This is a genomic window from Corynebacterium sp. NML98-0116, from assembly GCF_001767255.1.
GTDB classification, from domain to species: Bacteria; Actinomycetota; Actinomycetes; order Mycobacteriales; family Mycobacteriaceae; genus Corynebacterium; species Corynebacterium pseudogenitalium.
Genome location: NZ_CP017639.1, coordinates 2018841 through 2039861, shown reverse-complemented (window position 1 = coordinate 2039861; position 21021 = coordinate 2018841). Strand labels below are relative to the sequence as shown.

The following is a 21021-nucleotide window of genomic DNA, read 5'->3' as shown; positions in this document are numbered from 1 at the left end:
GATGACGCGGTAGATTGTTCCCCATGCTTGTCGATTCCACGATGGCGGACCTCTCAGACCTCACGTTCCGCACCGCGTTCATCCTGTACCTGGCTGCGCTGATCATGTCCTGTATCTACTACGGGCGCATGTTCGGCGTGCTCGACATGCGCCGCGAGCGCGCCCGCATGGATCAAAAAGTCGCCGTGGGGGCCGGGGGCGGCTCCGAGCTTATCGACGTCCCCTCCGACTCCTTCGACCAGGCAGAATACGACCGCCGCGTCGCCGGCGCCCGCAAGTGGGCGAACATGACGCAGGCGCTGATCTGGTTCGGCATCGTGCTGCACGTGGCGTCCTTCATTACGCGCGGGCTGGCGGCGAAGCGCTTCCCGCTCGGCAACCTGTACGAGTACATCCTGGCCATGACGGCCGTCGTGATGGTCGCAGCCGCGATCGTGGTGCAGCGCAAGAACTGGCACACCATCTGGCCGTGGCTGCTCGCCCCGATGGCGATCGCGATGTTCTTGAACTCCACGGTGTTCCACATGCACGTGGCGCCGGTGGTGCCGGCGCTGCAGTCCTACTGGCTGCCGGTGCACGTTTCGTCGGTGTCGGTGGGGGCGTCGATAGGTATTGTGTCGGGCATCTTTGCGCTGCTGTACTTGCTGCGCATGTGGCAGCCGCGCGGCGAGGAGCATGGGTTTTTCGGCGCGATTGCGAAGCCACTGCCGAGCGCGAAGACGCTCGACCAGATCACCTACAAGACGGCGATTATTACGCTGCCGCTGTTCGGAATCGGCATTGTGTTTGGCGCGATCTGGGCTGAGGTCGCCTGGGGTCGCCCGTGGGGCTGGGACGCGAAGGAAACCGTGTCCATGATCACGTGGATTCTGTACGCCGCCTACCTCCACGCGCGCGCCACCGCCGGCTGGAAGAACTCGAAGGCCGCGTGGATCAACGTTTTTGCCTTGGCCATGACCATCTTTAACATGACCTATGTAAATACTGTCATTGCTGGACTTCACTCGTACGCAGGATTGAACTAATGAAAACACTGATTACAGGAGGGGCCGGCTACATCGGCTCCACAATTGCATCGTGCTGCTCCGACGCAGGCATCACCCCGGTCATCTTGGATGACTACTCCACTGGCCTGCGCGTCTTCGCAGAGCGCTTCGACCACTACGAGGGCGACATCGCCGACACCGAGCTGCTCAACAAAATTTTCGACGACCACCCCGACATCGAAGCCGTCATCCACTGCGCGGCCAAGATCATCGTGCCGGAGTCCGTCGCGCAGCCGCTCGAGTACTACGACGTCAACGTCGGCCGCGCAACCAAGATGCTGCAGGTCCTTCGCGACCGCGGCGTCAAGCGCGTCATGCTCAGCTCGACCGCCGCAATGTACCAGGCGGACGAGGACTTCACCGTCAACGAGTCCTCCGTTGTGGCGCCAACCAGCCCGTACGCCGCGTCGAAGTGGATGCTGGAGCGCGTCATGGCTGACGCCGCTGCCGCCGGCCAGATCCAGGCTGTGGCCCTGCGCTACTTCAACCCGATCGGCGCCGACCCACAGCTGCGCACCGGCCTGCAGAACCCGCTGCCGTCCCACGCGCTGGGCAAGATGATCACCGCCCACCAGAGGGGTGAGGCGTTCACGGTCACCGGCGTCGACTGGCCAACCCGCGACGGCTCCGGCCTGCGCGACTACGTCCACGTTTGGGACCTGGCCCGCGCCCACGTCGCCGCCCTCAAGGCCGACCTCGCCCCATACGAGGTCATCAACCTAGGCACCGGCACCGGCACCACCGTCTTCGAGCTCGCCGAGGCGTTCAAGGCCGCCAGCGGCTCCGACATGGAGGTCACCACCGCGCCGCCGCGTGAGGGCGACGTCGCCGGTTGCGCACCGCGCATCGACAAGGCGCGCGAGGTACTCGGCTGGTCCCCAGAGCTCACCATCGAGCAGGGCGTCCGCGACTCCCTAGCCTGGGCAGAGAAGCTGCCCGAGGTCCTCGCCGAGGAAGCAACGCGCAGCTAGTCTTCGCCACGCTTCCTCCGACGCTCCTCCTCTTCACGACGCCGGCGCTCCGCCTCCTCGCGGGCCCGGCGTTCTTTAAACCTATTCTTCTCGATCTCCCACAGGAACTCCTCATCATCATCCGGCCCCTTAATAGCCGGCGGTTGTTCCTGCTGCTGCACCCCGTACCATCCATACCGTGCATTCGACCCCGGGCCGAACGCGCGCCACATCAAGTACACAGCCAGAATGATCAGAGCGATGAGTAGAAGCCTTCCCATGCCCTCTAACATACTGGTCCACCTTTGCGTTAGGCTAAATCTCCATGAGTGAAGCACCACAGGAAGCTCCCGAGGTTGACCCAAGCGCGAAGCGTCGCGCCAACAAAGCCGCCGCCATCTACGGGCTGTACCGGCTCCTCCTCTTCATCGTCCTCACCGTGGTGATCCAGCTGCTGGCCGTCGCGGTTGGGGCGCCCGTGCCGCTGATCATGTCGGCCCTTTTAGCCCTCATCGTGGCGTTCCCGCTGTCCATGCTGGTGTTCAAGAAGCAACGCATTGAGGCCGTCCAGGCGCTTGCGCATTGGAAGGAGCAGCGTCAGGCCCGCAAGGCGTGGATCGAGGCCGAGCTGGCCGAGCGTTAGTTCTCTCGTGGGACGGTGTGCACCACATTCCTGCATTTGGCGTCGTGGGTTCGCAAAGCCCAGGTCGCCTGTTCTGTGTGAGGGAATTTGGTGTCAGGCAGGTCGGTTCGAGTGCCAAAAGACGCAATCGAATAAGGTCTATCGCTTCAAAGTTGCTGGCAGAAAATGTGCTAGACAACAAACGATGTCAGATTTGGCACTGGCGCCCACTCCATAGCTACTCAGCGACAAGAAAACCCCTCCGCAGCCAGTCCGCTGAACGGGTGACTTCAGGCAAGAGGGGAATACCCCTCACACTTTACACTCGAAAAGTTCAAAACCCTTGCCACCCGCACCCCGCTGGCGTAATGTTCCGCTGGTGCCTGCTGACATTCGGCACCGCCAGCTCAATAGCGCGGCGGTGATCTTGTTCGGCTTCCTGGTAGCCCTGTTCGTGGGCACCGTGTTGCTGATGCTTCCGGCTTCCACTGTGAATCCGGGTGGGTTGCCGCTGTTGCCGGCGTTGTTTACGGCGACGTCCGCGCTGTGTGTAACCGGCCTAGCCATTGTGGATACGGCGACGTATTGGACTACGTTCGGCAAGGTGGTCATTGCCGTGTTGATCCAGGTTGGCGGGTTCGGGGTGATGAGCTTCGCGACGATTCTGGGTCAGGCGGTGGTCCGCAAAGCGAATTTGAGTGCGAATGTGATTTCGGCGGTGGAGCGTCGTACGGCGGTGGGCGGGATCGCGCCGCTGTTGAGGCGGGTCTTGCTGGTGAGCATCGTGGTGGAGGCGTTGGTCGCGCTGGCGTTGACGGCGCGGTTCGTGGCGTTGGGCTACCCATTGCCGCGCGCGTTGGGGCATGGGGTGTTTCATGCGGTGTCGGCGTTTAACAACGCGGGGTTCGCCCTCTATTCGGACAACATGACCGGCTTTGTGGGGGACTGGTGGGTCTGCGCGCCCATCATGGCGGCGATCATTATTGGTGGTTTGGGGTTTCCGGTGCTGTTTCAGTTTCGGCGGGACGTGTTGCGCCTGCACCGCTGGACGTTGAATACGCGCATGGTGGTTGCCGGTACGCTCTTCCTTCTTTGCTTTTCGACGGCCACCATCCTCGTCATGGAGTGGAACAACCCGCGCACGCTGGGTGGGTTGCCGGCGTCGGATGCGGTGTTGGCGGGGCTGTTTCAGGCGGTGCAGACCCGCACGAGCGGGTTCAACTCTGTCGATATTGGCGGGATGCACGAGCCGACGCTGTTTGCGATGGACCTGTTCATGTTTGTGGGGGCGGGCCCGGCTGGCACGGCGGGTGGCGTGAAGATCACGACGGTGTTGGTGTTGGTGTCGGCGGTGTCGGCGGTGGTGCGGGGTCGCACGCAGCCGGTCATGCTGGGCAAAGGTGTCCCGGTGGAGGTGGTGCACCAGGCGATCACGGTGGTGATGCTCAGTGGCGCGCTGGTGGTGGTGGCGACGTTCGCGTTGTTGGCGCTGACGCCGTTTCACCTGTCGGAGGTGTTGTTTGAGGTGCTGTCGGCGTTTGGCACGGTGGGGTTGTCCACGGGCATTACGCCGCACCTGGATGCGCCTTCGTTGTTGGTCATTATTTTTATGATGATTGTTGGCAGGTTGGGTCCGATTACTGTGGCGACGGCGTTCGCGTTTGCGGAGCCGGCGTCGAAAATTTTGCTTCCTTATGAAAGGCCGATCATTGGTTAAGTTTGCAACGCCCACGTACGCGGTGCTTGGGCTCGGGAGGTTTGGCTCGGCGGTGGGCCGGGAGCTCATGTTTGACGACGCCACCGTCGTCGGCGTCGATCTGGAAGAGGCTGCCGTGAAGCGCAACAACGGGCTGCTGTCGAAGGTGGTGCAGGCTGACTGCACGGACGTGGCCACGATTGATGAGCTGGGCATTTCGGAGTTCGACGGCGTCGTCGTGGCGATTGGCGGGGCGCACGTGGAGGCGTCGATTTTGACGTGTTCGCTGTTGGTGGATGTGGGCGTCGAGAATTTGTGGGCGAAGTCCTCCGGTAATGCGCACGGGCGCATCCTGGACCAGATCGGTGTGCCGCATGCGGTGCACCCGGAGGAGGCGATGGGGCGGCGTGTGGCGCACTTGGTGCGTGGCGCGAACCTCGACTATGTGGAGTTGTCCTCGGGCACGGCGATTGTGCACACGGTGGTGCCGACGCACGTGGCGGGCCCGCTCGACGAGCAGGCGTTGTGGCAGAGCCACGGCGTGAAGGTGATTGCCGTGCGCCGGGAGGACCGCTGGCAGCCGGTGCTTGGACACATGGCTTTGGAGGCTGGCGAGCAGGTGCAGATCTATGGGGATTCGCGCCGGGTGGAAAAGTTCAGCCGCATGGCGGCGCGGCGACGCTAACCTGGGCTGCATGTCAGTACAGCACGCTTTCGACACTGCACGCGCGGCACAGCGCACCTGGGCGACGACACCTCTTCGCCAGCGCAGCCGCATCTTTCTCCGCTACCACGACCTGGTGTTGGCGCACCGCGACGAATTGGTGGACCTGATCCAGCAGGAGACAGGTAAGGCGAAACACAACGCGTTCGACGAGGTCATGGACGTTGCGATTACCGCCCGCCACTACGCGTACCGTGCGAAGGCGCTGCTGACGCCAGCCCGAGTGCGGGGCGCTATGCCGGTGGTGACACGGACCGAGGTGCACCGGGCACCGAAAGGCGTGGTGGGAGTGATTGCACCTTGGAACTACCCGCTCTCGTTGGCGGTGTCGGATGCGGTGGCGGCACTGATTGCGGGCAACGCCGTGGTACTGAAGCCGGATACGCAAACCCCGCGCACCGCGCAGCGCGCCCACCAGCTGTTGGTGCAGGCTGGGTTGCCAGCCGATCTGTTCCAGGTTGTGGAGGGAAGCGGGCGGACGGTGGGGCAGGAGATCGTGAAGCGATGCGATTTCCTCATGTTCACAGGGTCTACCGCCACCGGCAGGAAGCTTGCCGCGCAGGCCGGGGAGCGTCTGATTGGGTTCTCCGCTGAGCTGGGCGGGAAGAATCCACTGCTGGTTTTAGCCAGCGCGGACCCCGAGACGGCGGCGCGCGGCGCCGTTGACGCGTGCTTCAGCAATACCGGTCAGCTGTGCATTTCCGTGGAGCGGATCTACGTGGACCGCGCCGTGGCAGAAGTGTTCCTTGCGCGCTTTGTGGCGCTGACGAAACGCCTGCGCATCGGGCATGGGTGGGGTGATGATGTCGGCTCGTTGATTTCTGCGGAGCACCTCTCACGCATCGACGCCTACGTCCACGACGCCGTGACCAAAGGCGCCACCGTCCTGACGGGTGGGGAAGCGTTACCCCAGCTCGGCGACACGTTCTACGCACCGACCATCCTCGTGGACGTCCCGGAGGACTCCGATCTGTACCGTGAGGAAGTGTTCGGGCCGGTCGTCTACGTGGAGGTGGTGGATGGGCCGGAGGTGGGCGTCGAGAAGATGAATGACACCGACTACGGGCTCAATGCCTCGATTTGGGGCGCGGAGGACGAGGCGCGCGTGGTCGCGGAGCATGTGCATGCGGGAACCGTGAACATCAACGAGGGTTACGCGGCCGCGTGGGCATCGATGGACGCGCCGATGGGCGGGTGGAAACAATCAGGTGTGGGGCGGCGCCATGGCGACGAAGGCCTGCTGAAGTACACCGAGGCGCGCACCGTGGCGGCGCAGCGCTATTTGCCGCTCGGCGGGGTCGGCACTGGCGGCGGCAAGCAGGTCGCGGACACGATGGCGCTCGCGCTGCGGTTGGGCAAGCGTCTGCTGCGCTAGGCCCGGCTAGTCCTTGCTCTCGTCGCCGTGGCCGGTGGCGTGCGCGATGGCATCGGCGAGCCACTGTGCCAGGCCAGGTTGGCGTTCTTCGTAGTAGCGCTTGAAGCGTTCATCGGCGATGTAGCCGCGCGAGATCTGAAACTGCATCTCCGGGGTGACGTCGAAAAACTGCCCGATCACCTTCCGGTGTTCCTCGACGAGTTCGGCTGCCTCCGCGCTGTCGGTGGGCACGTCGCGGCGAACAGCGTCGGCGAGTTTGGTATCGATGGCGTCGAAACGCTGCTTGCTGTCCTCCCAGTCGCTCGCACCCCAGTTGCCGGTGCGACCCTGGTACTGCGCCCAGCCGGGCGTGTCGCCGTAGGCCTCTTGCGCTTCGGCTTGATGTTCGGCGTAGTTAGGGTCGCCGAGGATCTCGCCGATTTCTTCGAGGGTTGGCTTGTGATTGTTCATTGCTTGCTCCAATAACTTTTCGACGGCCACCACCATCCCATCGATCCGCGAACGCTCCTCAAGCAGGCGTTCGTGTTGCCTGCGCAGGTGTTCCCGGTTCGAGGTGGGGTGGGAGAGTACTTCTTTGATTTCAGACAGTTTCATACCGGTGGTCCGGTAGACCAGGATGTGCTGGATGCGCTCCAGGTCATCTGGCGTGTACAGCCTGTAGTTTGACCAGCTGCGATACACAGGTTCGACGAGGCCGGCCTGCTCCCAGTGGTGCAGGGTGCGCACCGTGATCCCGAATGCGTTGGCTACTTCGCCGACTGTGTACAGCGCTTCGTTGTTGGTCATGGCAGCCATTGTGCAGTCTGACGTTACGTCAGAGTCAAGCCTTGCTCTCGTCGATCTTGGTCAGCAGCTCGTCCGGGCCATACAGCGCGGTGATGTCGGCGGGAATGAAGAAGTCTTCGGTGAAGAACTGACCCTTGGATGCGAATTCTCTGTTCACCCACGCGCCGAATGCATCCACTGGGATGAGTGGTATGCCGTACTGGCTGGCGGTCAGGTCGTCGGTGATGAGGGCGTCGCAAAGTGAGATGGGGATTTCCGGGCTGTACACGAGGCCGAGCTCGTCGCACAGGAGCGCCATGCGTGCACCGTCGGTGATGTGGATCCCGTTGATAACGATCGATCCGAGGAACGCCACCTGGTGGCCTTCCTCGAGGATGTCCGCGAGGAAGGTCTCGTAGGGCGAACCCGTGTAGTACCTATGCCAGTCCTCAAAATCGGCGAACGAGACGATCGGGATGCCCAGCTCCCTGGCGGTTCTTGCCTTGCGCGACATGGATGCCGGGTCCCACGCTACGAGGACATCACACGTGGTTGCAGAGACGCTGTCTTCGAAGATGAGCCCGCACGACTCGCAGGCGGAGATGAGCTGGGCTTCGCCGTCGTAGAAGCTGATGGCTTCGCGGCAGCCCGTAAACACCGCCCTTATGCCTGGGGAGAGCAGCGCAGCAATGTCGATGTTTTGCTCTTCACCTTCCGGAAGGGACACCTGCGTCAGCCCTGTCATGATGGCGCGTTTGCGCACCTCCTCTTCGGCCCGCTTCGTCCAAACACCGCGAGACATCCCCCAGGAAGAAAGCCGCAGGGCAGTCTGTTGGAGCATGCGCTGGTCGCCGACTTCCACGCCGGAGCCAGAGAAGGCTGCCCAGGCGTTATCGGAGTCGGTCGCGCGGGTCTGATCGAGCTTGAGCGGGGCAGCGGGTGCCCAAAACGGCTGGAAGAGCGCGCCTTCTTGTGTATCGGATGCGTCGGGTACCGGTCGCACGTAGGGGATCTCGACGCCCCCCGAGAGGAAGTCGAGCGCCATTGAATGTGCCCGCTCGACGACGTCACTGCCCTCAACAATGATGTCGAGTGACTCGGCGTCGATACCGTCCCCGAGCTCCATGTCGAGGCCTCGTGCCTGGTAGCGGCCGGCGTCCTGGGCCCTCTCGAGCCGATCACCGACGACAATGCCACCCGCAGCCTGCCGTAGCAGCAGCGGCCAAAAGTCCTCGAGCCTTGGTGCGAGAGCAAGCCCACCTGGAGGAACCTCGTTGTCGAGGCCGAACTGCCCCAAGTCAGACATCGGGTTGAGCCACGTGCCAAAGTCCGCAACGACCTGGCCACGCTCCACAACCACCGCGTGAACGCGAACCACGTGGTAGCTCACATTAAAACTGACACCGTCAAAGGAGAGGAACACGTAACGCTCGGGATCCTGCCTTGCCTCCTCCAGCATCATCTCCAGCGGTGAGTCGGGCCCAGCCAATTCTCCCGCAGCGATGAGTTGCACGCCCCCAAACGGTTCGTTGTTCTTTCGCACGCGCTGCAGGGCGACGCTCATCATCAACAGGAGCTCTGTGTTGACGTTGTGGGCGTCGTCGATAATTAATGTCTCAATCAAGCTGAGCAGCAGCTTTGCACTGTCGATGTCCCAGGAACCGCCCGGCAGGACGTCGCCGAGCGTCATGAAGGGATCGAAATTGAATGCAGAGTCGATCGTCAGCCCGCTGATGCCGCTCGCCGCGCGTCCCAGCAGCGCGACGGGCAGCACCCGTTTGCGCTGGCTATCGGGTAGTGCGTCGTTCACCTCCATGAACGTGCGCAGCAACGCCGACTTGCCGGTGCCGGGCGCGCCGTCGATCACAACGCTCTCGCCGTTGAGCATCGACGCGAGCTCATGCTCGAAGTCCTGCGGCATAGAAATAGCCATGACCTGCACCTTTCGCATCAACTATCACTTGTTGACTTCATTGAAGCATGCAGCCCCGACATTGCACGGGCGATGTTCGAACGGGGGTTCGCGGTGCTATTACGTGGTGCAGGGGCGTGCAGCGATTAGCCTGGGAACATCGCTGTTTTCTGCTAGCCAGGCGGCCAACTTCGGGTCAAGCATCCTGGCAAGCTTCAGGGTCTCCTCGTGTGCCTCCGTGCAGGTCATACGGTGAGGCTGTCCAGGCATCGGGAAACCTCTGATGAGCGGTTCATGGTGGGCTACACGGTTTCGAATGCTATTGACTCGCTTGCAAATCCCGTGCACCCAATCTCTGGTGAAACCAGCATGTTGCTGTCTTGCTACGTTTCTTCCTTCAGGGAAAGCATGACGTAGGGCGGCTTCCCAGTTGTGCTCGTAATTGACGCGGACCCGTCTGGGGGACTTGCCTGTATGTCCTCCTTTGTCAAAGAGATTCGTCCAAAAACCAAAGGTACAGTTAGCGAAAAGATGCCCGGGAACGTCACCATCGTTTGGACGCTCACGTACCCTCCTGGAAAGTTGCGACCAAGCCACCGCAAGATTCTGCTCTGACCGTTCATCCAGTGGAATTTCGAGGTACCAGTGGCTGCCCCATTTTGCAGCTGCCGCTTTATTGATCGATTCCCGTAGTGCAACTTCCAAAATGGCAATATCCGCTAGAAATGCAGTAGATAGCTTGATGTTCCATATATAGAGCTCGAGGGCTTCGTCTATGTTGCCGTTCGGCGATTCGCTAAGAAAACTGGCTAAACGGGCGGGTGGGAGGGAACCCCAAAGCAAGGCAGCATTTGTCGAAGGCAGTTGTGTAGGAAACGTCATTGCTATAGGCTAGCCAATGTAGTCCCCCGGATCCGGACCATAGTTAAATGTCTATGGTTCCCGGGGGTTTATTATTCTGAAACGCTTGTCGGGTGGTAGCCCACCACGGGTTAAGCGACAAAATGTGTGCTTTTCTCGGCGTGTCGACTTAAGTGACAAAATGTGTGCTTTTTCAGGGGCTGGGATGGGTGGGTTGTGGGGTGTTGTGCTGGGGTTATGAGCGTCCTGCCCAGCCGTGTCGGATGGCCCAGGAGGGGTTGAAGTCGGTGTCGATGCCGGTGTCGTAGACTTTCGGTCGGCCGTCGGGTGAGTTGGCTTGGTCGCGTTCACGCATGTGTGCCTGGCGGGCGTGTGCGTAGCCTGCGTGGCCGAAGTCTTGCTCGATTGCTAGCGCCAGCGGGTCATCGTGGTGTTGGGTGTGTAGGTAGAGCCACCAGTCCATGATGATTCGCTGGTGTTCGTCAAATGTGCCGCGGTGGGCTCGGGCGAGGTGTTTTAGTTGTGCGTTTATGCCGCCTTCCAGGCTGTTTGTGGTGGTCTTCAGCGTGGTCGTGGTGCGGTGTGGTGGGTTGAGCCAGACGAAGAGGTGGCCTTGTTGGTAGAGACGCTCGAATCGGCGGTAGGCTCTGCGGGCTCTGGGATGGGTGTACCACCATTGCTGGTTGTCGCGGATACGTTTTGGGATCTCTTCTGGGGCGACTTGGTTGCGGTAGGTGCGTTGTTTGAGCCAGTCACCGTAGAGGTCCTGGAAGCGGTTGAGGCGAAGTACCCAGGTGATTGCCTGGTCACGGGTGGTGATGTGGGTCAGCTGGTTGCCGAGGCGAAGGAGTGCTTTGTGTGCGGTGATTGTGGGTTGGCGTGTGGTGTCTTTGATGGTGTCGCGGCGTACGTGGACGAGGCAGCGTTGAATGGAGGCGTTTGGCCAGCATTGTTTGATGGCTTTGTGAGCGCCACCGGAGCCGTCTGTGGTCACGACGAGGGGTTCGGCGATCATGTCGAAGAGTTTGGCGTAGTCGTAGGCGGTTTCTCGTGTGCACCAGTGCCAGGCGACGACGTGCTCGCTGGTTGCAGCGACAAGCAGGCATTTTTTGTGGAAGTAGGTGCCGTCAATAAAGAGCTGGTCGTAGACGCGGTACGGGTCCGGTTTGCACGGGACGATGATGAACCAAAAGTAGGTGAACCAGCGGATGAGTGTGCGTCTGGAGACGTTGTGCGCAGCAGCGACAGCGTCGAGCGGATGCTGGTTGGTGATCCAGTCAATGAAGATGGCAAACCGATATGCGCTGGTCTTGGCTGTGTTGGGGTTGGTGAAGGTGTGCCCGCAGTCTGTGCAGCGCCATCGCTGTTTTCCGCTGGATGTGGTGCCCATTTTTGTGGCGGTGTGCTCGCATGCCGTGCATAGGGGCCTGTTGTGTTTTCTCTTTCTGTGTTGAGTTGGCATGCAGCTGGTTTAACAGTCTGCTGTCATAGCACATCCAACGCCTGAAGTGGTGGACCTTCCGGTCTACGGCAGGGAATCCCGATTCAACGAGCACTGTCCCGCCGTAGGCCCAGGCAGGACCTGGAATCCATATCCAAAAAAGCACACATTTTGTCGCTTAACCCCCCACCACGACAGGTTCGTTCACGAACCGGCCACCGATGGTGGGCGTGCTGCTTGCTCCGGTCGACCTCTTACCGTCGACCTGCTCGCGTCGACCAACCCTGGTCAGCGCAAAATCGGCAAAATCGCACCAAAAAGGCCCAAAATGCTGTGACCTGCGTTGGTCGACCGGAAGAGGTCGACAGGAACGGAAGCGACGGGAACGAACGCCCCAGAAACGCCCCAAAACCCGCCCGGAAACCTTTACTCCAAACCATATCTTGCACTAAGGTAAGGCAAGCCTAATAATTCTACGAGGAGGGTGAACCTTATGAAGAAGTCCCAACGTCGGATCCACGCTGTGCTGCCAGCGCTGCCCGCGGTTGCGCTCGCGGCAAGTCTCGCCGTCGCACCGCTGGCCGTCCCGGCCCAAGCCCAGGAGGCTGGCACCACGGCCGTCGCGCCCGTCGCAGCAGCTCAGCCAGCTGGGACAACACCGCTTGCTGACGCCCAATCCCAAACCCTGGAGTGGGAACTGAGCAAACGCGCCCTGCTGTGGGACGCCGCCGTGGAAGGGGAGGGAGTCTCCGTCGTTCCGGTTGACGAGTCCGAGCCGAACAATGGGAGCCTGAAACTGACCAAGGCGACCGGCTGGGTGAACGAGGACACCAAGGCGCTGTCGGTGCAGTGGACTGGTCAGGTGACCTACACGATTAACGGGGCGCAAACGATCTCTTTCAAGGACTTCGCGCTCGAGGTCGATGTGGAGGGCGCCGGTAAGATTACGGCGGTCGTGAGCTCGGCGGACCCGAACCAGGCAGTGAATAATAAGGAAGCGAAGCGGGTCACCGTCGCGACGTTCAAGGGTGCCAACGTTGCCGTCGAGGGAAAGACGGTGACGGTGGGGGCGACGCCGGAGTACGAAGGGGTCGTCTATAAGCGGGATGAGGACATTTCCTACCCGGATGCGTGGCCGACTGAGCTGGTGAACAACGTGACGGACTCGGTGCGGTCGTGGTTCTACAACTCGGGGAGCAGGTGGGAGGACCAGAAGAAGCCGGCGCCGTTTGCTGTGACGCTGGAGCTCGGCGAGAAGCCCGAGGAGCCTGCCAAGCCGGAACCGGCACCAGCGCCAGGGCAGCAGCCAGAAGGCGGCATCCGCGACGCCTCGATTAATCGTGACGGCCACCTGATCCTGACCTTCACCAACGGCGCGACCAAGGACCTCGGCAAAGTGGTGGGGAAGGACGGCAAGGATGGCCGCAACGGCGCTGATGGTAAGGACGGTCACGATGGTCGTGACGGCCGCGATGCTCCCGCTGGTAGGGACGGCAAGGATGGCCGCGACGGCGCCGCAGGAAAAGACGGCGCCCCAGGCAAGGAAGGCGCCCCAGGCACAAATGGCAACAACGGCAAGGACGGTCGCGGTATCGCGTCGGTGAAGACGGATAAGGACGGCAAGCTCGTTGTGACGCTAACGGATGGGACGGTGCTGCCGCCGGTCGAGATGCCGTCGGCGCAGCAGCAGGGCATGGCCCCGGAGTCGATTGTGGCGATTGTGCTGGGGGGCATCGCCACGCTGTTGGGTGGGTTCGCCGCGTTGCATACGCTCGCGGCGAGCATCCTGCCGAAGATCTAACGCCTAACGCTGCAGGCGCTTGAGCAGCGCCGCGATCACGGGGGACTGGGTAGCTAGGCCTGCGACGACGGCGAGCAGGGCTGCCCCGCCCGCGATCAGCACCGCGCCCCAAGCTGGGAACTTGGTAGGGGCAGCAGGGGTAGTGGGCTCTGCAGGCTCAGCAGGTACGGTAGGCGCTGCAGGCGCAGTGGTCGTCGAAGTCGGGGTGGTCGGGGTGGTCGTCGGCGCCTCCTTGGCCTCTGCAACTTCGACCTGCACGGGGTTGGTCGGCATAGTGAAGCGTATCGCCTGCGTCGCGGGGTCGACTTCGTAGTCTTTCACGCCGGTCACCGACCATTTCGCCTTCGTGTTCAGGGGGCTCGTCAGGGTGACATCGGTGCCGGGCGCCACGTATTCGCCGTACTCGTGCGCGATGCCCGCCGCGTACAGTCGCTGGCTGATTGGTTTATCGACGTCCCCTACGACAAAGCGCGTCGACGTCCCGAAGTCTGTGGTGACGAATTTGCCGTTGACCCATCGGCTGGCGTTGACGGAGGCTTGGTAGACGCCGGGGTCGGCGTCGTCGAACTTGGCGGTGCGGGCGTTGGGGTCGGAAAGGTCGAGGCTGCGGAGTGTTTTGGCACTGGTGCAGTGTTCGACGCACTCGATCTGGGCGCGCCACGCGGTGCCGGGGACGGACTCGGGGTAGTCCCACGCGACGGTGACGTTGCGCTTCTGGTCGATCTCGCCGCGGACGTTGGATGGCGTCGCTACGTGGTCGGTTGTTACCGACGGCACCTTGAACGTGACGCCGCGGTCGAAGTAGCGTTCGCTGAGTGCCAGGGCGTGCGCCGCCATGATCCCGACCGTGTATGTTTGCCCCGGTTGTAGCGTGTTTGCCTCGACGAGCAGGTCGAGGTCCAGCTTTCCGCCGTTTTCTTCCATCACGGCGGCGGGGATCCAGCGTGCGACAAGTGCGTCGCCGTCGCCGGTCATGGTAGAGCAGCGGTTGAGGCGCCACACCCGCGTCGGCGTGAGCACGACGTAGACGCCGTTGGACGCCCCAGGCGTCGACGCCGGGTTGATCCCCGACCCCTTCAGCTTGAACGTGATGTCCTTGGTCGGGTCGATGGTGTCGGGGCCGGTGACGTCGAACTGCACGCCGAGGTTCGGGTGCCGCGTATCGAGTTCGCCGGTGCAGCCGGGTGCGGTGGCGGCGTCGATAGTTGGGAAGGCGTGCGCGACCGCAACGTTGGGGCTGAGCAGGGCGAATAGTGCAGCGCCCGTTGCGGCGCGGCGCCGTGTGGATACGTTCAAGATGAGACTCCCCTCATTAGTTAACTTAGGTTAGCCTTATCTTAAATGTCTATCGCTATTGTGTGCAACGGTTCGCACGCTTTTCGACGCCCCGAGGGTTTCCTACGTCATTCTGGTGGAGAGACAAATGTCTGCAGGATCCGATGTCAAAGGACCAAGGTTTCCTGAGACGGCGGCATGCCGATGCTTGCACCTTCAACCAAAGGATTGCTGAGGAAATCTGTGTTGATTAGTTTCAAGACCTTGTTAGGCCAAGTCGTTCCGGGGGATACAACCCGAATTATCGATGACATGACGACGAGCGCACCGAAAATTCGTTCACTTTGTTCTTCTGGAAGCAGGGAGAACTTGTGGTTTGTTCGCATGGCCACCGTCGATGCCGGCAGAAATGACTGATTCCAGAGCCTGCCATGATGCGCGCATGTGTTTCGGATAATTGTGAGTTGTTCGAGCCAGTTAGCCCATGGGTGCTTTCGAAACACTTTTTCCTTTTGGTTTCGATTGAGTGCTCCTAAGTCGATTGAGATCCCGAGGCGTTCCGCAATCTTGAACTGATCCGCAGATGGGAGCCCCGAATATAGTTTGGAGACGTCGCTGAAGTCCATAGACTCGGCAATAATCCACAGAGGAAATTGCCCACCGTAGTTGTTTTTATAATGCTTAATCGACGCGCTGCGGTTTGATGCTCGGTTGAGTCTTCCGTAAATCGTCCACAACCACTCGGTATGGTTGAAATTCTGACGAAATCTCTCTGATTGGAGGTAGACCTGCGGGTTATTCGTAGGCGTTAAGGAGAGCAGGTCTGTTATGAGTGCGCGCATCGCAATCTCAATTCGTTCCATTCCGTCATAAACCAAGGTTCGCAGCTTACGGTCAGCTTCATAGAGGCGAATGACGTCATCGAACGTTACACCTGGTTGGAAGCGATCGGTCCGGGCAGTGGAGGTTGCGTTGACTATGCGGGCTGGATACCAATAACCACTCAACCGGTAGTACCCGACTATTGGTAGCCATTGTTCGGCGATCATGTCGTTGACTTGCATACCGCGCTGTTTAAGTAGTGCGATTTGTTCCGAAACTGTTGTAGCTGGTTTGATCTTGCAGCTTGACAAAGTACGTCCCCCGATTGCAATAAGAAATCCAGCCCACACTCTGAGCTTGGCTCGGAGGCGGGCTGAACGATTGGCACGAATACTAGCATGAGCGAGCCCGCTTGTGCAATGGCTGGCACGCTTGTCGATCTCCGCGATGGGGTCGCGCTCCCGAACCTCAACTGGCAAGGAACCAAACGGCGTTATTCTCGCAGCCCCTCCACGATCCGTACAGTTTCCACCGCAACCCGCGTGACCTTAGCAATCAGGTCCACGATGTAGCGCGGGTTACCAACCTCATCGGACCAATCATTCGGGTCGTTGACAATCCCGGACGCCTTGTCCTTCTTCACCTGGTAGCGATCAATCAACCACGCCAGCGCAGAGCGCGACCCCAGCATGTATTCGTCGGCCTCAGCCGGGATACTCGCGATGGTGACCCGCTTGTTGTAAAACATCTTGGTCACGTCGTTGACGTTCTTGCCGGTCTCAGGGTCCTTCTTGCGCGCCCACTTCATCTTCAGCACACGCCAGGTATCCGGGTCGGACTCGTCGCCCTTGACCGCGATATCCAGTGGGTACGGCTCCACACCCTCGTACCCAACGTGCAGGTCCATCAGTTCCTTGCCAGCGCGCGCGAACTTGTCGAACTCTTCCCGCGTTCCTGGTGTCTCAATGTGCGGCAGCATCTTCTTCAAATCCGCCGCGTACGACTCCCGATAGTTCGGGTCGTGCAGTTTGCCATAAACAAAGTGGAAGATATCGTCACCAGTGACATCCGCACCCAGCGCGTCACGGTAGACCGCCTTGATCGTGTCAGTGATGTTGTCCTTGCGCACATACCCCGCAACGACCTCACCGACCTGCCCATACATCGAGGACTCACCCTCGCTTATCGACGCCCCTTCGCCGAACAACCCACCATCTTCAGCATCCACGGGCTCCCAAGTGAAACGCGGGAAGAACTGGCCAGTATCCAAGGCATGCAGATTCGGAACAAATTCAGTAGCGATCAAAGCAAAAGGATAATGGGAGGCTGGGCTCGTAAGCATGAACCCAATGTTGTGGTGGTGCTGCGTCGGGAACATCGACGGCAACTGGTACACCATGTCGTTAAGCTCTTTCGCAAAGTAATTACGCTGTTTGAAAAACGGGCGGTACAACGAGGTGTACACACGGTCAGTATCAACCGCGATTTGGGTTCCGCGGGCGAGCTCCTGTTTCAGACTACGGTTCCATGATCCTTGCGTACTGTCGATGAGCTCCGGGTGCTGTGCAAACAACGCATCAACACCCCGCTTATTTTCTTCAAACCCCTCGGCCCGCAACACAGCCTGTGCTTGGTTGTAGTTCGCAACATGAGTGCCGATATTTTCCGCTAAATCAAAGGTGGAGGAAGAATACGTCCAGGAGTCTCGACCGGTCTTCAGACCTGAAGAGTAATTACTAAAGAACGTAGTTCCGCTGCTTTTCTTCTCGCCGATCACGGGCCACGTCGCGAACTCGTCACTGCGCTGATTCAGCCAGTCACCATGCTGATTCGGGGTGATTGAACGCCACTCAATCCGGTCAACGGAAGCATTCTCGGCAAACGCCAGCTTCTCTTCACGCTTCTGATAGTCAGGAGTCTGCGCGTAATGAAGATGGAAGCCTGTCTTGGAAGGATCCTTCACACCGATGAGCACCGCGACGCCGACCCGGATATCAAACACATTGCCTCCCTCACGCTTGGCTTGTTCACCAGCCATCCGGGAGTTACCACGCAGGTTGAAAACATAGAGGTCCGTGAAATCCTCGGCCATCGATAAGCGGACACCGTCACTGGTGTTGCCATCTAGCCAGCCACCGTTCGCGATGAACGCCACAACACCCTGGTCCCCGATCCGGTCCGTCGCCCACCGGAACGCGCGCAGGTACGAATCGTACAGGGAGTTCTTATTCGTCGCCGTTGACTTCGCCGCGTATGTCTCTGCGATACGTGCGTCGAGTGTTGGGTACTTCAGGTTCGCGTTGTTATCGTTCGCGCTTGCCTGGCCCACCGAGTACGGCGGGTTGCCCACGATGACATTGATCGGGGCTTCCTTCTGGCGAACAATGCGTTCGTTGTTGTTCCTGAATACCGTGAGGTCGAGGATGTCTCCTTCCTCGTGGATCTGGAACGTATCTGCAAGCGCGATGCCCTCGAAGGAAACGGAGGGGGGGGGGGGGGTGCGCTTTCCGAGCGTTTGGCTGCCTCGGCCTGCAACGCGTTGAACGTCGTTTCGATGTTGGCGGCCGCGACGTAGTAAGCCAGCAGCATGATCTCGGTGGCGTGCAACTCGTTGGCGTACTTGCGCGCCAGGTCCTTCGGGTCGATCAACCCGGACTGCAACAGTCGAACCATAAACGTGCCCGTGCCCGTAAACGGATCCAGGATATGCACGCTCTCGTCCGTCAAGCCCCGGCCGAAATGCTGCTTCGACACATCGTCGGCGGCACGCAGGATAAAGTCCACGATCTCCACCGGGGTATACACAATGCCCAGCTTGTCGGCGTCACGCTTGAACGCCTTTTGAAAGAAACGCTCGTAAAGCTCCTTAATCACCTGCTGCTTCCCGGACGCGCTCGTGACCTCAGAAGCACGCACACGCACCGAGGCGTAGAACTTCTCCAGCGAATCAGTCTCAGCATCCAGGTCACTATCGTCGAGCGCGTCGACCATGCGCTGCATGACCTGGGAGACAGGGTTATGAGCGGCGAAGTCATGCTCGCTAAACAGCGCGTCGAACACCGGGGCGGTAATCAGGTGCTGCGAGAGCATGCTGATTGCCTCGTCCTCAGAAATCGAGTCGTTCAGGTTACCGCGTAGGCCCTCCACGAAGGTGTCGAACTCACCGCGTAGTTTCGCATCCGCCTGGTCAAGCAACGCCCGGATACGGGTGACCTGCGCCTTGGAAATGTCGGCGACATCGTCGGCCCAATCCTCCCAGTACGTGCGGGTTCCCACCTTGTCTACCAGCTTGGTGTAGATCGCTTCCTGCCACTGCTCAAGCGAGAACAACGCGATCTGCTGGGCTGTCACCTGATCGGATTCGTGGGCCTCGGTCCGCTCGGTCTCCGCAAGTTTCTTCTTCGCCTCCTGCGCAGGATCAACGACTGGCTGGATGGAAATCGGCAAATCATCCTGCAGGTTCTCGTTGAGCGCAATTGAGTTCACCTTCGCGTTGAAGCGGTCGTCGTGCGCGCGCAGCGCGTTGAGGATCTGCCATACGACCTTGAAACGCTGGTTGTCGTTCAGTGCCTCTGACGGCGACGCGTCCGGCGCTACCGCCACCGGCAAGATGATGTACCCATAGTCCTTCCCCTCGGACTTCCGCATCACGCGGCCCACGGACTGCACCACGTCCACCATCGAATTACGCGGGTTGAAAAACACCACCGAGTCGAGGGCGGGGACGTCGACACCTTCGGAAAGGCACCTGGCGTTTGTGAGCACACGGGTCTCATTCGTCGGCATGTCGGATTCAAGCCACGTCAGTTTCGTGTTGCGCTCCAGGGCATTCATCGCGCCATCAACATGTTGCGCCTGCACATCAAGATCCATGTTCAGCGTCTGAACGTCATTGAGCACCGCTTTTTCCTGCAGCAGCTCGCGATGCGACTTCACCAGCAGTGGGAACGCCTCCGTAATCGCTTTCGACGTCTTAATATCTTTCGCAAACGCTACCGTGCGGCGCATCGGCTCCGCACCCTCATCAAAGCCGCCCTTCTTGCCCTGCAACGACCCCGAGCGCTTCGCCAACGCATTCCAGACGCCGATCATGGCGGAGCCCGTCGTTAAGTTGATGTCCTTGCCGCCAGCAGCGTTGAACTTGCCCATCGCATCAGCGCCCAGTGACTCATCCACAGTCATGATGAGCACCTTGTAGTCCGTCAACAACCCCTTGTCGACGGCCTCTCCGAACCCCAAACGGTGAAACTCAGGGCCATAGACAGCCTCGTCATCCATGGAGTAGAGCTCCGCCGAATGCTCGATGGCTTTGCCTTTCACGGTTTCGTCGAAAAGGCGGGGAGTGGCTGTCATGTACAGGCGCTTCTTCGCCTTGATGTAGTCATTGTCATGGATGCGGGAGAAGTTCGACGGATCCTCTCCAGCGAGCGTCGCCCCTGTGGTGCGGTGGGCCTCGTCGCAAATGACAAGGTCGAACTCCTCGAGGCCAGCTTCTTGCGCATCGTGGATCGCGGGCAGCGACTGGTACGTCGAAAACACGACGCTCAACCCCGCCGCGCGCTTCCGCTTCGACAAGCGCTCCGCAATATCCTCGCCATTCGTCGACACCGGCACCTCAAGGTCATACGAGGCGATATCTTCCGCCTTGCGCGCCACCTTGCTATCGGAACACACAGCGTAACTGCGAAGATCCATCCGTGCCTGCGCAGTCCACTCCTTCAACGACTGCGACAACAAACTAATCGATGGCACCAAAAACAGCACCCGCGCCTTGCCATATTGTTCCTTTGCAACACGCTCAGCCAAGCGCAGCGCCGTAAACGTTTTCCCCGTACCACAGGCCATAATCAGCTTGCCGCGATCGTGAGCCTTGAACCCCTCCAGCGACTTTTCAATCGCCGTCGCCTGATGTGGACGTGGCTCAAACGTCTCCCGCAAGGTGAGGTTCACCGACATCTCACTGCCTGGGTAGGCGATATCCCAGTTAATCGGCGACTCCGCAATCGCCGACGTGCCGATCCGGTTCGTAGCGATCAACTGGTTCTCCAGCATCGCCTCCGCATTCGACGACCAACGGTCCGTCGTCGAAATAATCAGACGGTTCGCAAACTGCTCCACCCCGCGATCAGTTTCGAACGAACGGCCCGACGCCTCAAAGAACGAATCCAGTTGGCCCTTCTGAATATGCGTCGTGGGCAGGTAAAACTTGCACTGAATAGCCGTCCACTCGCCGTCATCCACCCGCCTCGCGACGAGATCAATCCCCGTATCCGCCTTGCCACCGTTGAACGGCCAATCCACCCAGCGGTATACCTCTGAGTACTCACTCGATAGTGTCGGGTCCGTCTTGAAATAGTTGACCATCAACTTTTCAAACGCCAACCCTTGCTCCGATTTCGACGGCAGCTTGCGGAGTTCTTCAATGGCATCGGTGAATGTCGACATGCGCAACATTATGCCCCACTGATGCCACCCGGGCGAGAGATTAGGTCCTTAGAACGGCAACGCCTGCGCAACCTGTGGAGGCAGTACGCCTGTTCACCGAAAACCGAAGACCGGCCCTGGACTCCCACCGAGGCGGGCAGCGGAACCGGTCATGTTGCCCACAAAGCTACCTGGTTGACGACGGCGAAGCCGTATTTACACACAAAATGTCCCTTAAGCCCCGGTCTCACGTTGCTGGTGTGGAAGCAATTAAAGAGGGAGCACCCCTGTAGTGAAAACTACGGAA

General features: G+C 60.3%; 14 protein-coding genes and 1 pseudogene. 7 read left to right on the top strand and 8 right to left on the bottom strand.

Annotated elements, in window-relative coordinates:
* Window positions 1-23: 23 nt before the first annotated feature.
* Together ccsB and galE are read left to right on the top strand one after the other, a co-directional pair.
* Window positions 24-1025, top strand: a complete 1002-nt coding sequence (ccsB, locus tag BJP05_RS09425) for a c-type cytochrome biogenesis protein CcsB (RefSeq protein ID WP_070363183.1) — start codon at window positions 24-26, stop codon at window positions 1023-1025.
* Complete coding sequence (gene galE, locus BJP05_RS09420) at window positions 1025-2017, top strand: UDP-glucose 4-epimerase GalE (RefSeq protein ID WP_070363182.1); 993 nt, start codon at window positions 1025-1027, stop codon at window positions 2015-2017. The genes ccsB and galE overlap by 1 nt, the downstream gene beginning before the upstream one ends.
* On the opposite strand, the gene BJP05_RS09415 is transcribed toward galE, so the two are convergent.
* Window positions 2014-2277, bottom strand: coding sequence for a hypothetical protein (locus BJP05_RS09415; RefSeq protein WP_070363599.1), 264 nt, complete (start codon window positions 2275-2277; stop codon window positions 2014-2016). The genes galE and BJP05_RS09415 overlap by 4 nt on opposite strands.
* Before the next feature lie 44 nt (window positions 2278-2321).
* Between BJP05_RS09415 and BJP05_RS09410 the strand changes: the two genes are divergently transcribed.
* The 4 genes from BJP05_RS09410 to BJP05_RS09395 all read left to right on the top strand — a co-directional run bounded on the left by BJP05_RS09410 (window position 2322) and on the right by BJP05_RS09395 (window position 6413).
* The gene (locus tag BJP05_RS09410) at window positions 2322-2639 is read left to right on the top strand and encodes a DUF4229 domain-containing protein (RefSeq protein ID WP_070363181.1); all 318 of its coding nucleotides are present in this window, start codon (window positions 2322-2324) and stop codon (window positions 2637-2639) included.
* A gap of 358 nt (window positions 2640-2997) precedes the next feature.
* A complete protein-coding gene (locus tag BJP05_RS09405) occupies window positions 2998-4335 on the top strand; it encodes a TrkH family potassium uptake protein (RefSeq protein WP_240492748.1) in 1338 nt (445 codons plus the stop codon).
* A complete protein-coding gene (locus BJP05_RS09400) occupies window positions 4328-4999 on the top strand; it encodes a TrkA family potassium uptake protein (protein WP_168156202.1) in 672 nt (223 codons plus the stop codon). Before BJP05_RS09405 ends, BJP05_RS09400 begins: the two co-directional genes overlap by 8 nt.
* 10 nt (window positions 5000-5009) lie before the next feature.
* Window positions 5010-6413 (top strand): succinic semialdehyde dehydrogenase, encoded by a 1404-nt coding sequence (locus tag BJP05_RS09395; RefSeq protein ID WP_070363179.1) that lies wholly within the window; start codon window positions 5010-5012, stop codon window positions 6411-6413.
* A 6-nt stretch (window positions 6414-6419) separates the two neighbouring features.
* Here BJP05_RS09395 and BJP05_RS09390 read toward each other — a convergent pair whose 3' ends face one another.
* From BJP05_RS09390 to BJP05_RS09380, 4 genes are all read right to left on the bottom strand, one after another.
* Window positions 6420-7199, bottom strand: coding sequence for a MerR family transcriptional regulator (locus BJP05_RS09390; protein ID WP_070363597.1), 780 nt, complete (start codon window positions 7197-7199; stop codon window positions 6420-6422).
* 34 nt (window positions 7200-7233) lie between these two features.
* The gene (locus tag BJP05_RS09385) at window positions 7234-9111 is read right to left on the bottom strand and encodes an AAA family ATPase (RefSeq protein WP_168156201.1); all 1878 of its coding nucleotides are present in this window, start codon (window positions 9109-9111) and stop codon (window positions 7234-7236) included.
* A 99-nt stretch (window positions 9112-9210) separates the two neighbouring features.
* The gene (locus BJP05_RS11015; protein WP_084028621.1) at window positions 9211-9972 is read right to left on the bottom strand and encodes an Abi family protein; all 762 of its coding nucleotides are present in this window, start codon (window positions 9970-9972) and stop codon (window positions 9211-9213) included.
* Between the two features lie 214 nt (window positions 9973-10186).
* On the bottom strand, window positions 10187-11413 hold the full coding sequence (locus BJP05_RS09380) for an IS1249 family transposase (protein WP_084028535.1): 1227 nt from the start codon (window positions 11411-11413) through the stop codon (window positions 10187-10189).
* Between the two features lie 472 nt (window positions 11414-11885).
* Here BJP05_RS09380 and BJP05_RS11485 point away from each other — a divergent pair, with 472 nt between their 5' ends.
* The gene (locus tag BJP05_RS11485) at window positions 11886-13193 is read left to right on the top strand and encodes an HtaA domain-containing protein (RefSeq protein ID WP_070363177.1); all 1308 of its coding nucleotides are present in this window, start codon (window positions 11886-11888) and stop codon (window positions 13191-13193) included.
* A 3-nt stretch (window positions 13194-13196) separates the two neighbouring features.
* On the opposite strand, the gene BJP05_RS09370 is transcribed toward BJP05_RS11485, so the two are convergent.
* The 3 genes and pseudogenes from BJP05_RS09370 to BJP05_RS09360 all read right to left on the bottom strand — a co-directional run bounded on the left by BJP05_RS09370 (window position 13197) and on the right by BJP05_RS09360 (window position 20735).
* Window positions 13197-14489, bottom strand: coding sequence for a hypothetical protein (locus BJP05_RS09370; protein WP_070363176.1), 1293 nt, complete (start codon window positions 14487-14489; stop codon window positions 13197-13199).
* Window positions 14490-14635: 146 nt separating this feature from the next.
* Complete coding sequence (locus BJP05_RS09365) at window positions 14636-15532, bottom strand: Abi family protein (RefSeq protein WP_084028620.1); 897 nt, start codon at window positions 15530-15532, stop codon at window positions 14636-14638.
* A 251-nt stretch (window positions 15533-15783) separates the two neighbouring features.
* Window positions 15784-20735, bottom strand: a pseudogene (locus BJP05_RS09360) (DEAD/DEAH box helicase).
* Between the last annotated feature and the right edge of the window lie 286 nt (window positions 20736-21021).